Source organism: Paraburkholderia sp. EG304 (assembly GCF_046543485.1).
Taxonomy (GTDB): Bacteria; Pseudomonadota; Gammaproteobacteria; order Burkholderiales; family Burkholderiaceae; genus Paraburkholderia; species Paraburkholderia youngii.
On the sequence record NZ_JBKGUA010000013.1, the window covers coordinates 121427 to 134387 of the forward strand.

At 62.8% G+C, this 12961-nt stretch carries 11 protein-coding genes and 2 pseudogenes; 8 read left to right on the top strand and 5 right to left on the bottom strand.

The features are described from left to right. The first annotated feature begins 116 nt into the window (after window positions 1-116). Window positions 117-860 (top strand): FadR/GntR family transcriptional regulator, encoded by a 744-nt coding sequence (locus ACLFKU_RS17860; protein WP_410849937.1) that lies wholly within the window; start codon window positions 117-119, stop codon window positions 858-860. A gap of 146 nt (window positions 861-1006) precedes the next feature. Here the strand turns inward: ACLFKU_RS17860 and ACLFKU_RS17865 are convergent, their stop codons facing one another. Beyond that, window positions 1007-2590 carry an aldehyde dehydrogenase (NADP(+)) gene (locus tag ACLFKU_RS17865; RefSeq protein ID WP_410849938.1) on the bottom strand — a complete coding sequence of 528 codons (1584 nt, stop codon included), beginning with the start codon at window positions 2588-2590 and terminating at the stop codon, window positions 1007-1009. A gap of 242 nt (window positions 2591-2832) precedes the next feature. On the opposite strand from ACLFKU_RS17865, the gene garL reads away from it, so the two are divergent. The 4 genes from garL to ACLFKU_RS17885 all read left to right on the top strand — a co-directional run bounded on the left by garL (window position 2833) and on the right by ACLFKU_RS17885 (window position 6080). After that, window positions 2833-3633, top strand: coding sequence for a 2-dehydro-3-deoxyglucarate aldolase (gene garL / locus ACLFKU_RS17870; RefSeq protein WP_368585315.1), 801 nt, complete (start codon window positions 2833-2835; stop codon window positions 3631-3633). Continuing rightward, window positions 3630-4559, top strand: coding sequence for a 2-hydroxy-3-oxopropionate reductase (locus tag ACLFKU_RS17875; protein ID WP_410849939.1), 930 nt, complete (start codon window positions 3630-3632; stop codon window positions 4557-4559). The genes garL and ACLFKU_RS17875 overlap by 4 nt, the downstream gene beginning before the upstream one ends. A 387-nt stretch (window positions 4560-4946) precedes the next feature. After that, window positions 4947-5780: an RNase A-like domain-containing protein gene (locus ACLFKU_RS17880; RefSeq protein ID WP_410849940.1), complete on the top strand. Its 834-nt coding sequence runs from the start codon at window positions 4947-4949 to the stop codon at window positions 5778-5780. 9 nt (window positions 5781-5789) lie between these two features. Then, window positions 5790-6080, top strand: a complete 291-nt coding sequence (locus ACLFKU_RS17885; protein WP_368585312.1) for a contact-dependent growth inhibition system immunity protein — start codon at window positions 5790-5792, stop codon at window positions 6078-6080. A 379-nt stretch (window positions 6081-6459) separates the two neighbouring features. Here the strand turns inward: ACLFKU_RS17885 and ACLFKU_RS17890 are convergent. From ACLFKU_RS17890 to ACLFKU_RS17905, 4 genes and pseudogenes are all read right to left on the bottom strand, one after another. Next, window positions 6460-7435 (bottom strand): annotated as a pseudogene (locus ACLFKU_RS17890) (MFS transporter). Between the two features lie 72 nt (window positions 7436-7507). Further along, window positions 7508-8305, bottom strand: a complete 798-nt coding sequence (locus ACLFKU_RS17895) for an NAD-dependent epimerase/dehydratase family protein (protein WP_410849941.1) — start codon at window positions 8303-8305, stop codon at window positions 7508-7510. 365 nt (window positions 8306-8670) lie between these two features. Continuing rightward, on the bottom strand, window positions 8671-9492 hold the full coding sequence (locus ACLFKU_RS17900; protein WP_368585310.1) for an alpha/beta fold hydrolase: 822 nt from the start codon (window positions 9490-9492) through the stop codon (window positions 8671-8673). Next, entirely contained in the window at window positions 9449-9856 is a 408-nt protein-coding gene (locus tag ACLFKU_RS17905; RefSeq protein ID WP_410849942.1) for a hypothetical protein, read from the bottom strand. The genes ACLFKU_RS17900 and ACLFKU_RS17905 overlap by 44 nt, the downstream gene beginning before the upstream one ends. A gap of 166 nt (window positions 9857-10022) precedes the next feature. Here ACLFKU_RS17905 and ACLFKU_RS17910 point away from each other — a divergent pair, with 166 nt between their 5' ends. The 3 genes and pseudogenes from ACLFKU_RS17910 (at window position 10023) to ACLFKU_RS17920 (ending at window position 12639) form a co-directional block, all read left to right on the top strand. Continuing rightward, the gene (locus tag ACLFKU_RS17910; RefSeq protein ID WP_410849943.1) at window positions 10023-11435 is read left to right on the top strand and encodes a cytochrome ubiquinol oxidase subunit I; all 1413 of its coding nucleotides are present in this window, start codon (window positions 10023-10025) and stop codon (window positions 11433-11435) included. A gap of 22 nt (window positions 11436-11457) precedes the next feature. Further along, window positions 11458-12461, top strand: a pseudogene (cydB, locus tag ACLFKU_RS17915) (cytochrome d ubiquinol oxidase subunit II). Next, window positions 12436-12639 (top strand): hypothetical protein, encoded by a 204-nt coding sequence (locus tag ACLFKU_RS17920; RefSeq protein ID WP_410849944.1) that lies wholly within the window; start codon window positions 12436-12438, stop codon window positions 12637-12639. Before cydB ends, ACLFKU_RS17920 begins: the two are co-directional and overlap by 26 nt. The last annotated feature ends 322 nt before the right edge of the window (window positions 12640-12961 follow it).

Here is a 12961-nt window from a genome sequence, read left to right on the forward strand (position 1 = left end):
CCGATACATGTGACAATCGCGCCGAATTCGATCCGGCGCTTATATAATCAGTCGTCAGACGACGATATAATAAAATGCAGGATTCCCAGCGATCTTCCAAACAAGGAGCGTTTTCGATGGCTACACCACTAGCATCCGCGGCACCGCCACGACGCGCTCGCAATCTTGCCGAGTTCGTCGTCAATTACGTCACCGAGCAGATCGCGGCCAACGTGCTGAAGCCGGGCGACAAACTCCCGACCGAATCGCAGCTGATGAACACGCTCAGCGTGAGCCGCACGGTGATCCGCGAGGCGATCTCCCGCCTGCAGGCAGGCAAAATCATCGAGACGCGGCACGGTATCGGCAGCTTCGTGCTCGAGCCGCAGCGCGAAAAGCTCGGCATCGACATGGTGCCCGCCACCACGCTGCGCGACGTGCTGTCCATTCTGGAGCTGCGCATCAGCCTCGAAACCGAATGCGCCGGTCTTGCCGCGCAACGCGCGAAACCGGACGACCTCGCGCACATGCGTACCGCGCTCGACGCGATCGAAGCCACGCGTCACAACGGGCTCGACAGCGTGGAGGCCGATCTGCAATTCCACATCTCGGTCGCGCGTGCAACCGGCAACCGCTATTTCGTCGACATCCTGTCGCAGATGGGCAGCGCGCTGATTCCGCGCAACCGGCTCGACTCGGCCGGCATTGCGCGCGCCGATCCTGATGCGTATCTGTCGCTCGTGAACCTGGAGCATGAAAGCATCCTCGAAGCGATCAGCCGGCACGACGCCGAAGGCGCGCGGGCGGCGATGCGCATGCATCTGTCGAATAGCCGCGAGCGGCTGCGTCGCGCGAATGAAGCGAACGACGCGAGCAGCTGATTTGCGCGAAGAAGCACGCGGGCGAAAAAAATGGCCGGGGAATTCCCGGCCATTTTTTTTTGTGATTGCAACCGCCCTTTCCTTCGATGCGCGCCCATGCCCATATCGGCACGACGCGCGCATCCGTTCAGGACGGCGTCACGCGATCAACCGCGCGTGAGTTCGCCATCGCGACGACGCCACAGTTCCAGCGGATTGCCGTCGGCCAGCGTTTGCGGCAGCAGCTCGGCCGGGAAGTCCTGGTAGCAGACCGGGCGCAGGAAGCGGTCGATCGACGTGGTGCCGACCGAGGTCGCGCGGCTGTCCGAGGTTGCCGGGAACGGGCCGCCGTGGACCATCGCGTGACACACTTCGACGCCGGTCGGGAAGCCGTTGACCAGAATGCGGCCGGCCTTGCGCTCGAGAATCGGCACCAGCTTCTTCGCAGCCGCCACGTCGGCGTTGTCCATCTGCAGCGTCGCGGTCAGTTGGCCCGCGAAGTGCTCGGCGACCTTCAGCATTTCCTGCTCGTCCTTGCAGCGGATGATCGTCGACACCGGGCCGAACACTTCGTCTTCCAGCGCCGGGTTCGCGAGGAACGTCTGCGCGTCGGTCACGAACAGCGCCGCGCAGGCCTGGGTCGGGCCGGTCGCGGGGACGCCGCGTGCCACGACTTCGACGCCCTTCGTTGCGGCCAGCTTGCCTTCGCCGTCTTCATACGCGGCGTGGATGCCCGAAGTCAGCATGGTCTGCGCCGGCTTGGCAGCGAGCGCTTCCGATGCCGTCGCGACGAAGCCCTTCAGCGCGTCGCTGTCGATCGCGATCGCGAGGCCGGGGTTCGTGCAGAACTGGCCTGCGCCGAGCACGAGCGAGTCGACGAAACCGCGCGCGATGCTGTCGCCGCGTGCGGTCAGAGCGTTCGGCAGCAGGAACACCGGGTTGATGCTGCTCATTTCGGCGTAGACGGGGATCGGCTCCGGACGTGCCGCCGCGACGCGCATCAGCGACGTGCCGCCCGCGCGCGAACCGGTGAAACCGACCGCCTTGATGGCCGGGTGCGCAACCAGCGCCTCGCCGACCGAGTTCCCCGCGCCGACGATCATCGAAAACACGCCTTCGGGCAGATCCATTTCCTGCGCGACGCGCTGGATCACACGACCCACCAGCTCCGAGGTGCCGAGGTGCGCGCGGTGCGCCTTCACGACGACCGGGCAGCCGGCAGCGAGCGCCGCAGCGGTGTCGCCACCCGCGACCGAAAACGCGAGCGGGAAGTTGCTCGCGCCGAACACGGCGACCGGGCCGAGCGCGATCTTCTGCATGCGCAGATCCGAGCGCGGTAGCGGCTTGCGTTCCGGCAGCGGCGAATCGAGCGTCGCGTTGAGCCACTGGCCCGCACGCACGGTTTGCGCGAACAGCTTCAGCTGACCGGTGGTGCGGCCGCGCTCGCCTTCCAGACGCGCTTTCGGCAGGCCCGATTCAGCCATCGCGCGTTCGATCAGTTCGTCGCCGAGCGCGGTGATGCCGTCCGCGATACGATCCAGAAACTCGGCGCGCACTGCGAGCGGCAGCTGGCGGTACGCGTCGAACGCCTGTTGCGCGAGCACGCAGGCCTGCTCGACGTTCTCGACGGTGCCGCTGCCGAACACCGGCTCGGCAATCTCGGAACCCGTGGCAGGATTGAACGCGCGCAGCGGTTTTTCTTCGCCGCGCACTGCTTTGCGACCGATCAGCATTTCACCGGTAATAGGCATTTTTTGGCTTTCCTTGAATGAAGGCTTCAGATATAGGTCATCCTACAACATTCCGGGGGCTCCATGCAACCCGAAACGCTTGTCGGACGGGGTCATTCGGGTATACACGACCGTTACAACGGAGGGGCTCGGTGCTAATCTGCCGTTAGTCATACGACGACTTATAACCTCGCGTTCTGCGCGGTTTTACTGCGGTCGTCGAAGCGCTATTCCCGATCCATCGTCGTTCGAGGAGACCCCGCATGCCCGCCGTCACGCCTTACGAATCCTTGCCGAACCGCTTCCGGCGCGCGGTGCGCGAGGGAAAAACCCAGATCGGCTGTTGGGCATCGCTTGCCAGTCCGATCGCCACTGAACTGCTTGGCACGGTCGGCTTCGACTGGATGCTGCTGGACGCCGAACACGCGCCCAACGACGTGCTCACGCTGATCCCCCAACTGATGGCGCTCAAGGACAGCGGCAGTGCGCCGGTCGTCCGACCACCGGCTAACGACAGCGTCGTGATCAAACGATTCCTCGACAGCGGCTTCTCGAACTTCCTCGTGCCGTTCGTCGACAGCGCCGAGGACGCCGCCCGTGCGGTCGCCGCAACGCGCTATCCGCCGCAGGGCATCCGCGGCGTGTCGGTCGGCCATCGCGGCAACCGCTATGGCACCGTGTCCGACTACTTCGCGCTCGCCAACGACAACATCTGCGTGATCCCGCAGATCGAAAGCCGCAAGGCGGTCGAGGCGATCGACAGCATCCTCGCGGTGGACGGCATCGACGCGGTTTTCATCGGTCCGTCCGACCTCGCGGCATCGTATGGCCACCTCGGCAACGCGAGCCATCCGGACGTGCAGCAGGCGATCGCGCATGTGTTCGAGCGCGCGCAGGCGGCCGGCAAGTCGAGCGGCATTCTCGCGCCGGTGCAGGCCGACGCGGAACGTTATCTGTCGATGGGCGCGCGCGTCGTCGCCGTCTGCGCGGATCTGGGGCTGCTCAAGGGCGCCGCTCAGGCGGCGCAGAAACACTTCATGCAGAAACCGGCGGGCGAAGCTTGAACGCGGCCGCCACGACATCTTCGGAGCATTCCATGAAAAAAGCAGGCTTTATCGGACTCGGCATCATGGGCAAGCCCATGGCCGCCAACCTTCTGAAAAACGGCGTACCGCTCGCCGCGTTCACGCGTAGCGGCGTGCCCGCCGAACTAACGCAGGCCGGCGCCGTCGCATGCGACAACCCCGCCGCGGTCGCCGCCAACGCGGACGTGATCTTCATCATGGTGCCGGACACGCCGGACGTCGAGCGCGTGCTGTTCGGCGAAAACGGCCTCGCGAGCGCGCTGCGCGCCGGCCATACCGTCGTCGACATGAGCTCGATCTCGCCGATGGCGACCCGCGACTTCGCGGCGCGCGTGCGCGAAACCGGCGCCGACTACCTCGACGCACCGGTGTCGGGCGGCGAAGTCGGCGCGAAGGCCGGCTCGCTGACCATCATGGTCGGCGGCGAACAGGCCACGTTCGACAGCGTGAAGCCCATGTTCGACATGATGGGCAAGAACGTCACGCTGATCGGCGCGGTCGGCGCCGGTCAGGTGTGCAAGGTCGCCAATCAGGTGATCGTCGCGGCGACCATCGAGGCGGTCGGCGAAGCGCTGCTGCTCGCGTCGAAGGCGGGTGTCGATCCGGCGCGCGTGCGTGAGGCGCTGATGGGCGGCTTCGCGTCGTCGCGCATTCTCGAAGTGCACGGCGAGCGTATGACCAAGCGCACGTTCGATCCGGGCTTCCGCATCGAACTGCACCAGAAGGATCTGAACCTCGCGCTGTCGACCGCGCAGGCGCTCGGCGTGTCGCTGCCGAACACCGCCACCTGCCAGGCGCTGTTCAACGCGTGCGTCGCGCACGGCGGCAAGGCGTGGGACCACTCGGCGATGGTGCGCGCGCTCGAAGTGCTCGCGAATCACGAGATTGGGCAGAAGACTGCGTGATTTGAGGTAGGTTCGAACATAGTTGCGATCGGGTTGTCCGTCGGTGTTCATGTGACCGATGGGCGGCTCGATTGCACTCTGCATTTCTGGGCGTCGTGCGTAGTTCGCGCATGCTGCCCTTTCCCTCTTCCGGCCGTAGAGTTCTTTCGCCGCCTAACGCGACACGTTCGTATCGTGCTTAGCGATGGCGACTCCCCGCCCCGTGTCTCCTCGGATTGCCGTCTGCTCCCGTGCGTTAAGCCGCGTGGCTAGTGCATGACTACGAGCGATATGCAGTCAATGACTCGCAGCCATCGGATTAATGGGACACAAGAATCATCCATCGCCCATTTCCTGTGCCTTTGGTCGACAGCTATCTTGGCGGCCTCAATCACAGAGGGATACCGAATGTCGGGCGAACAAGATGGAGACGGCGTGCGTGTCGTGGTGAGTGCGCCGCAACTAGCGGCGGTGCTGCCCCGTCAATCGATCAGCCACAGCGAAATGATTTCCAACCGGTTATGGGGCGGATTGCAACTTGTCGGCGGTTTGCTGGAAATGGTCGGGGCCGGCGCGCTGTGTGTGATGCCTGAACCGACCATGGCGAGCAAGACTGGATGCGTTGTGTTCGGCGTACATGGCTCGGACACGGCGGCCGCTGGCTTGCGTCAGATCTGGACGGCGCGAGATACGGCGACGCTGACCCAACAGGGCACGACGAAACTCGCGCAAGCGATGAAGGCCAGCCCCGATATGGCGAACAATATCGGTCTGTGGCTCGATATGGTCGTACCGTTTGGCTTTGCTAGTTCCATCAAGGCTATACGGGCTTCGCGTATCGCGATGGGCCGGATCAGTCTGGACATGCACGAAGCGAAGGCAGGGAGCGGGATTGGCGGACACACGCTCTTGAAGCATGTCGGACGGACCGAAGCGCAGTTGCGAGAAAGACTCAAACTCGAGCCGCGTCGAGAGAAGGTTTCGTCGTTCACGAACCTCGAGCGGGCCGAATCAGCCATCTCAGAAGTCATGCGTGCCAATGCGACCATCATTCGGGAATGGGCGCAGTCTTCGGGCAGAGGCGGCCCTCTCGCTTTGACGCGGCGCGTGGCGGGTAACGTCGGCTATGGCATAACGAGGGAGACAGGGAAACTGACGCCCATGAATGAGGTTGTAGTCGTTCTGAAATATCAAACCTACAACGGAATGCCATACTATATTGTTACTGCTTACATTAAATAGAGAGAATTTATGCTGTCAACTCGCTACCCCAAAATGTATCAGCTGTTTGGCGCATACCTGAATGAGGATTTCGATATATGGGGAGATACGATTCCCGAAATCATCGCTTGCTACAAGAGAGACTGCCCACGCGAGAGCCACCTCGAAATGGTTCACGAAATCAATTCATTCATGAGCGAGCACCGGGAGGATCTGGATTCGGCGTTCAGAAACGACTATGGCCAAGATTTTTCTCCGGAGTTATGGGGCTACACGACTGCCTCATTTCTTGACGAATTAAAAAGGCTTCTCAGCGAGTAATTTGTCGCGATGCTCGCACCACCGCTCTGCATCCGGTCAACCGCCTCAGATCCCTCAAATGACGAACGAAGAGTCATATCCTCAGTTCCACGCCCTGTTTGGTGGATATCTGAACCAGGGTAGCGATCTGTTAGGCGACAAAAATCTTACGAAGACTATGGATTTAATTTTTATCGGAAATTGTGGGGATACATAACCGCATTGTTCTTTGACGAATTAAAACGTCTGCTGGGCGATTAATCTGTTTGCGCCTGTAACGCTCGGGGCGCAAGACTGCAATCTCGCAATCGGCCGCAAACCTGACGAAAGAAACGGCACCTACTCTTGCGCGCCGCTTCTTTCGCCGGATCGGCCCACACGAGCCGACCGTACTTTCGCCTTACTTCGCCGTCACCGCATCCGGCGCGACCCACATCGGCTCCGGCCTCTTCTCCGAACTCCTGGCCAACAGACACACCACGACCGCGGCAATCAGATCAAACACTGCCAGCACGACGAACAGCGGGCTATACCCGATCTGCGTGACGAGCACACCGAACAGCGCAGTGAACGCGGCAGCGCCCAGATACCCTGCCATGCCGCCCATGCCCGTCGCGGTCGCGACTTCGTGCTTGCCGAACATGTCCGACGTGATCGCGTACAGCGCGCCCGACAGCGTCTGGTGCGCGAAGCCACCGACGCACAGCAGCGCCACCGCCATGTACGGGCTCTCGACGAGACCGACGCAAGCCGGCCCGATCATGAACAACGCACCGACCACGAACACCATCTTGCGCGACGTGAACAGCGACACTTTCGCGTACTTGTGAAACAGCGGGCTCAGATAACCGCCGAGCACGCAGCCGATATCAGCCGCAAGGAACGGCATCCACGCGAACATCGCGACTTCCTTCAGGTTCATGTGACGCTCGGTCATCATGTACAGCGGAATCCACGCATTGAACGTTTGCCAGGCGACGAGCCGATATTGAACCAGCCGATCGCAACCGACCGCTCCTTCGCCGGGAACCACTCGCTCGTCGCCTTCACGCCAGCCGGAATAGCCGCCGATTCGGCGAGTCCGAGGAGACCGCGGAACCCGCGAGGCTGCGCCAGCCCGTCGCCCATGCCGCCGCCGCGCAAGCCACCGACCATGCAAGCGCAAAGACCGCGAAGCCGATCTTGGTGCCGATCGTGTCGAGCACGAAACCGGCGACCGGCTGCATGAACACATAGCAGAGCTGCCACGCCACGACCACGTGCGCGTACTGCTCGGTCGTGATGTTGAGCTCCTTCATCATCGTCGGTGCCGCGACCGACAACGTGTTGCGCGCCAGGTAATTGATGATCAGGCCGACCGCGACCAGCGCGACCATCCACCAGCGAATACCCTTGATCTTCGTTACGCGATCTCCTCGTGATGCATTGCCCGTCGAACTGCCCGGGACTTATTCCTTGCGCGAGTAGTCGATGCCGACGAAGCTGCCGCCCTGAAAGCGCTGGCCCAGTTCATCGAGCGGATTCGGGCGCGACAGGATGTCTTGAGCGTAGTCCTCGGCGTTCTGCTTCGGCTCGTAGCCCAGACGCGCGGCGCCGACGCTGTTGTCCCACCAGCTGCGCGTATTGGCCGACACGCCCCAGATGGTCAGGAAGCCGACCTCTTCCGCTTCGATGCAGCGATCGAGGAAATGCATCAGGTCCTGATGGCCGAACCAGGTGCTCAGGTGACGCTGCTCGGTCGGACGCTCGAGGCAACTGCCGATGCGCACGCACACGCTTTCGATGCCGTGCTTGTCCCAGTACATGCGCGCGAGCGCTTCGCCCCACACCTTCGACAGACCGTAAAAGCCATCCGGGCGCAGTTCGCAGTCGAGGCTCAGATGCTCGGTGACCGGATACATGCCGATCGCGTGGTTCGAGCTCGCGAACACGATGCGCTTCACGCCGTTGCGGCGCGCGCCTTCGTAGACTTCGACGAGGCCGCGCAGGTTGTTCTCGATGATCTCGGGCAGCGGACGCTCGACGCTCGTGCCGGCGAAATGGATCAGCACGTCCACGCCGTTCAGCAGACGGTCGACAACCGCCGGATCGCGCAGGTCGCCGTTCATCACGTCTTCGCCGTCGACGAGCGGCGTCAGCACTTTCGAGCCAGCGGCCGAGCGCAACGGCACGCCGCGCGCGACGAATTCAGCACGTACCACGGAGCCGAGTTGGCCGCCGGCGCCACTCAGGGCAATCTTCTTCATAGGGGTTCCTTTAACTGCGCCGCGCGCGAGGTCTACAGAGAACAGACAGAGGGATCGAGCGGCCCGCGGATCGCGCTGTGCGCGTCGCATAACACACCCAGGTTGTACGATAACGTACTATCGATGATGAACCGGCGGATTTCAGCTCCGCATTTACCCTTAAATTGCATATGAGGCGTTTGGTAGCCTCTTAAAAAACAAAGACATACGGATATCGCCTTCATGCGACATCGTATGACCATGAGGGGTTTTTTGTTCGAGAAGTGAATCGCCTGACGCCCGCGGTCGCCCGGCATTCGGCGCGGGCGGCCTCTGTACGCCGCCCGCGCAGTCAGCAAATCACCTGATTACGCGTTTCTGATCGCTCAAGCGCCGATGAATTCGAGCAGGTCGGCATTGACCTTGTCGGCCTCCACGGTGCACATGCCGTGCTGGCCGCCCGCATAGACCTTCAGCGTCGCGTTCCTGACGATCTCCGCGGTGCGTCGGCCGGCTGCGTCGATCGGCACGATCTGGTCGTCGTCGCCGTGCAGCACCAGGGTCGGTACGTCGATCTTCTTCAGATCTTCGGTGTAGTCGACCTCGGAGAACTGCTTGATGCAGTCGTATAGCCCCTTGATCGAGCCGGCCATGCCCTGGCGCCAGAACGAATCGATCACGCCCTGTGACACCTTCGCGCCCTCGCGGTTATAGCCATAGAACGGCACGGCCAGATCTTTGAAGAACTGCGAGCGATCGTCGAGGACGCCCTTGCGGATGCCGTCGAACACGTCGATCGGCAGGCCGAGCGGATTATCGGCGGTCTTCAGCATCAGCGGCGGCACCGCGCCGATCAGCACGGCCTTCGCGACACGCCCCGTGCCGTGTCGGCCGATGTAATGCGCGACTTCGCCGCCGCCAGTCGAATGGCCGACCAGCGTCGCGTCCTGCAAGTCGAGATGTTCGATCAGTGCGGCAAGGTCGTCGGCGTAGGTGTCCATCTCGTTGCCGTCCCACGGCTGCTCCGAGCGTCCGTGGCCGCGCCGGTCATGCGCGATCACGCGAAAGCCCTTGCTGCCGAGAAACAGCATCTGCGCATCCCACGCATCGGCGGTCAGCGGCCAGCCGTGCGAAAACACGACCGGGCGACCCTTGCCCCAGTCCTTATAGAAAATCGAAGTACCGTCTTTCGTCCTGATCGTGCTCATCTGCTAACTCCTTGTCGTTGAAGTTTGCCGTCGCCGGCAGGTGGATGAAGCGGAAGCTGCTCACGAAGCATGCGCGCGACGCATGACAGAACGCCGTGCGAATACGGCAATGAATCACGGAACTACGGAAACGGCCGAATCGTAGAGATAAAAAAATCGGCTGACTAGCGCGCGAACCGACGAAGTCGGCTTGGATGTATCGATTGTCGGCTGACGACGGGCACCGCTCGCGACCTTGCCGCGCAAGGCTGCGCGACAAGCATTGCTGCAGCGCGGTCGATTGACGCAGCACATGCAACGACGCACACGCGGCCCTGCCTCGGCCGCTAAAGGAAACTTGAGACTCATCAACGGCTTGCCTCATCGACTCGTGCATTTCGCAGAAAACAAGGCGGTTTTTTGACGCACACCGCATTGCAACACATTTTGTTTCGATCCCCTACTCTTGCGCCATCTGCCAAGCGCAGTGCGCACCGACATCGGTCGACGCGCGTAATTCAGCTCACGCGGCAATCACGCACAACAGGATCATGAACTCGGCACTATCGGCATTCGATCTCGCGCGCATTCAATTCGCGTTCACGGTTTCTTTTCACATCGTTTTCCCCGCGCTCAGCATCGGTCTCGCCAGCTTCATTGCCGTTCTCGAATGGCGTTGGCTGAGAACCGGCAAGGCCTACTACAAAGATCTTTGTCTGTTCTGGTCGAAGATCTTCGCAGTGGCCTTCGGCATGGGCGTCGTCTCCGGTGTCGTGATGGCCTATCAGTTCGGCACCAACTGGTCCGGCTTCTCGAGTTTCGCCGGGCCCATCACCGGTCCGTTGCTGATGTACGAGGTGATGACCGCATTCTTTCTCGAAGCGGGCTTCCTCGGCATCATGCTGTTCGGCTGGCAGCGCGTGAGTCCGCGCGCGCACTTCGGCGCGACGCTGATGGTCGCGATCGGCACGCTGATCTCGACCTTCTGGATCCTCGCGTCCAATAGCTGGATGCAGACGCCGCAGGGTTTCGAGGTCGTCGACGGCCATGTCGTGCCGCTCGACTGGTTCAAGATCATCTTCAATCCGTCGTTCCCGTATCGGCTCGCGCATATGGCGCTGGCGGCGTTCATCGTCGCGGGGCTGGTGGTCGCGGCGGTCGGCGCGTGGCATCTGCTGCGCGGCCGACGCGATCCCGCCGTCAAGAAGATGTTCTCGATGGCGCTGTGGCTGCTGCTGATTCTGACGCCGATCCAGGCATTCATCGGCGATCAGCACGGCCTGAACACGCGCGAATATCAGCCGGCGAAGATCGCGGCGATCGAAGGCATCTGGGACACCGAAAAAGGCGGCACCGCGCTGAATCTGTTCGGCATCCCCGACATGAAGGCCGAAACCACGCACTACGCGGTGTCGATCCCGCACCTGGGCAGCCTGATCCTCACGCATAGCTGGGACGGCGAAATCCGCGGGCTGAAGGAATTCCCGCCAGAGGACCGGCCGGATTCGGCCGTGGTGTTCTGGAGCTTCCGCATCATGGCCGGCCTCGGCGTGCTGATGATCGCAATGTCGATCGCGGCCTGGGTGCTGCATCGCCGTGGACGTCTGTTCGAAGCGAAGTGGTTCCAGCGGCTGTGCGTCGCAATGGGCCCGAGCGGCTTCATCACGCTGCTGGCCGGCTGGGTCACCACCGAAGCGGGCCGTCAGCCGTGGGTCGTCTATGGCGTGATGCGCACGTCGCAGGCCGTGTCGCCGCTGACCACGCAGCAGGTCGGTCTGTCGCTGATGACCTTCGTGGTCGTCTACTTCCTCGTGTTCGGCACCGGCATCTACTACATGCTGAAGCTGATGCGCTCGGGTCCCGCGCTGCCTGGCGGCAAGCCGCACGACACACCGCAGCCGACGCCCGCGCAGACCGCGCGCCGCCCGCTGTCCGCCGCCGATCAGATAATCGACGTCGTCTAACCCACGCTACGAGAGAAAGAATATGGACGTAACCGTCGTTTGGGCCGCGATCATCGCGTTGGGCCTTTTCATGTACGTCGTGCTGGACGGCTTCGACCTCGGCATCGGCATCGTCTTTCCGTTCTTCCCCGACGAGAAAGAGCGCGACCTGATGATGAACACGGTCGCGCCAGTGTGGGACGGCAACGAAACCTGGCTCGTGCTCGGCGGCGCCGCGCTGTTCGCGGTGTTTCCGGTGGTCTACTCGACCGTGCTGTCGGCGCTCTATCTGCCGCTCGTGTTCATGCTCGTATGCCTGATCTTTCGCGGCGTGTCGTTCGAGATCCGCGCGAAGTCGCGTCGCACGAGGCACCTGTGGGACCTCGCGTTCATCGGCGGCTCGGCGGGCGCGACGTTTTTCCAGGGCATCGTGCTCGGCGCTTTCCTGCAAGGCATTCCGGTCGTCGATGGCGCGTATGCCGGCGACGCGTTCGGCTGGCTCACGCCGTTCAGCCTGCTGACGGGCCTCGGGCTCGTCGCGACTTACGCGCTGCTCGGCTGCTGCTGGCTGGTCGCGAAGACCGAAGGCGACCTGCAGCGCCGACTGCATCGCGTGGTCTGGCCGCTGACGCTGGTGCTGCTCGGCTTCATCGCGCTCGTGAGCCTGTGGACGCCGCTGATGGATGCGGGCATCGCGCAACGCTGGTTCCATGACGGGATCTTCTATCGTCTGCTGCCGGTGCCGTTCCTCGTCGCGATCTGCGCGTTCTTCATGCATCGCGCGGTGCGCGCGCGCCACCACAACACGCCGTTCGTGCTCGCGCTGGCGCTCGTGCTTCTCGGCTATCTCGGGCTGCTGGTGAGCCTGTGGCCGTACGCGATTCCGTCGAGCATCACGCTATGGGAAGCCGCCGCGCCACGCACGAGCCAGACGTTCACGCTGGCCGGCGCGGCTGTGATCCTGCCGATCATCGTCGCCTATACGACGATGGGTTATGGGTCTTTCGAGGCAAGGTGCGTCATGACGACCAACATCACTATCACTGAAAAGCGGGGTGTCCGCGCGTCGGCTCCCGCTGCCAATGCCAATGCGGCAGCGCCCGGCCGCAAGCTGCCGGGCTGGCTCTGGTTCATCGCGCTCTGGTGCTTCGGCGTGGCCGCGGCGATGTCGCTCGGTTTCGCCTTCAAGCTTCTGATGAAAGCGACGCTGTTCGCGGTCGGATAGCGGCGCGCGAACCCGCGCCGATCCGGCGGGCATAACCTGCCGGATCGCGCGCCAGCGCTTCAAAAAAGCTGCGCACGGCTCGTCTACGTAGCAAGCCGGAACCTATGCGCGGGAGACCTGCCTTAACATCACGAAGCGCATCGAACGATGCCGGCAGCCGGCCACGCGCGTCGCAGCCCAGCCGAGCGGCGCGCGGCACGGCAAGGGAGCGGGACCCTGGCGAGTTGGAACGTGCCGGGGTCCGTGGGATCGACCAAGAAGCGCGGAAAACCGGCCATGATGTGTGTCATGAGTACCGCAGTTAATTGCGCTGCAAGTGCGC

What these genes read in the sequence shown, in the direction of transcription:
- ACLFKU_RS17885 (WP_368585312.1), top strand. Translation starts at nt 5,790, where the DNA reads ATGCTGTCAACTCGCTACCCCAAAATGTATCAGCTGTTTGGCGCATAC.
- ACLFKU_RS17880 (WP_410849940.1), top strand. Translation starts at nt 4,947, where the DNA reads ATGTCGGGCGAACAAGATGGAGACGGCGTGCGTGTCGTGGTGAGTGCG.
- garL (WP_368585315.1), top strand. Translation starts at nt 2,833, where the DNA reads ATGCCCGCCGTCACGCCTTACGAATCCTTGCCGAACCGCTTCCGGCGC.
- ACLFKU_RS17920 (WP_410849944.1), top strand. Translation starts at nt 12,436, where the DNA reads ATGACGACCAACATCACTATCACTGAAAAGCGGGGTGTCCGCGCGTCG.
- ACLFKU_RS17865 (WP_410849938.1), bottom strand. Translation starts at nt 2,590, where the DNA reads ATGCCTATTACCGGTGAAATGCTGATCGGTCGCAAAGCAGTGCGCGGC.
- ACLFKU_RS17895 (WP_410849941.1), bottom strand. Translation starts at nt 8,305, where the DNA reads ATGAAGAAGATTGCCCTGAGTGGCGCCGGCGGCCAACTCGGCTCCGTG.
- ACLFKU_RS17860 (WP_410849937.1), top strand. Translation starts at nt 117, where the DNA reads ATGGCTACACCACTAGCATCCGCGGCACCGCCACGACGCGCTCGCAAT.
- ACLFKU_RS17905 (WP_410849942.1), bottom strand. Translation starts at nt 9,856, where the DNA reads ATGAGGCAAGCCGTTGATGAGTCTCAAGTTTCCTTTAGCGGCCGAGGC.
- ACLFKU_RS17900 (WP_368585310.1), bottom strand. Translation starts at nt 9,492, where the DNA reads ATGAGCACGATCAGGACGAAAGACGGTACTTCGATTTTCTATAAGGAC.
- ACLFKU_RS17910 (WP_410849943.1), top strand. Translation starts at nt 10,023, where the DNA reads ATGAACTCGGCACTATCGGCATTCGATCTCGCGCGCATTCAATTCGCG.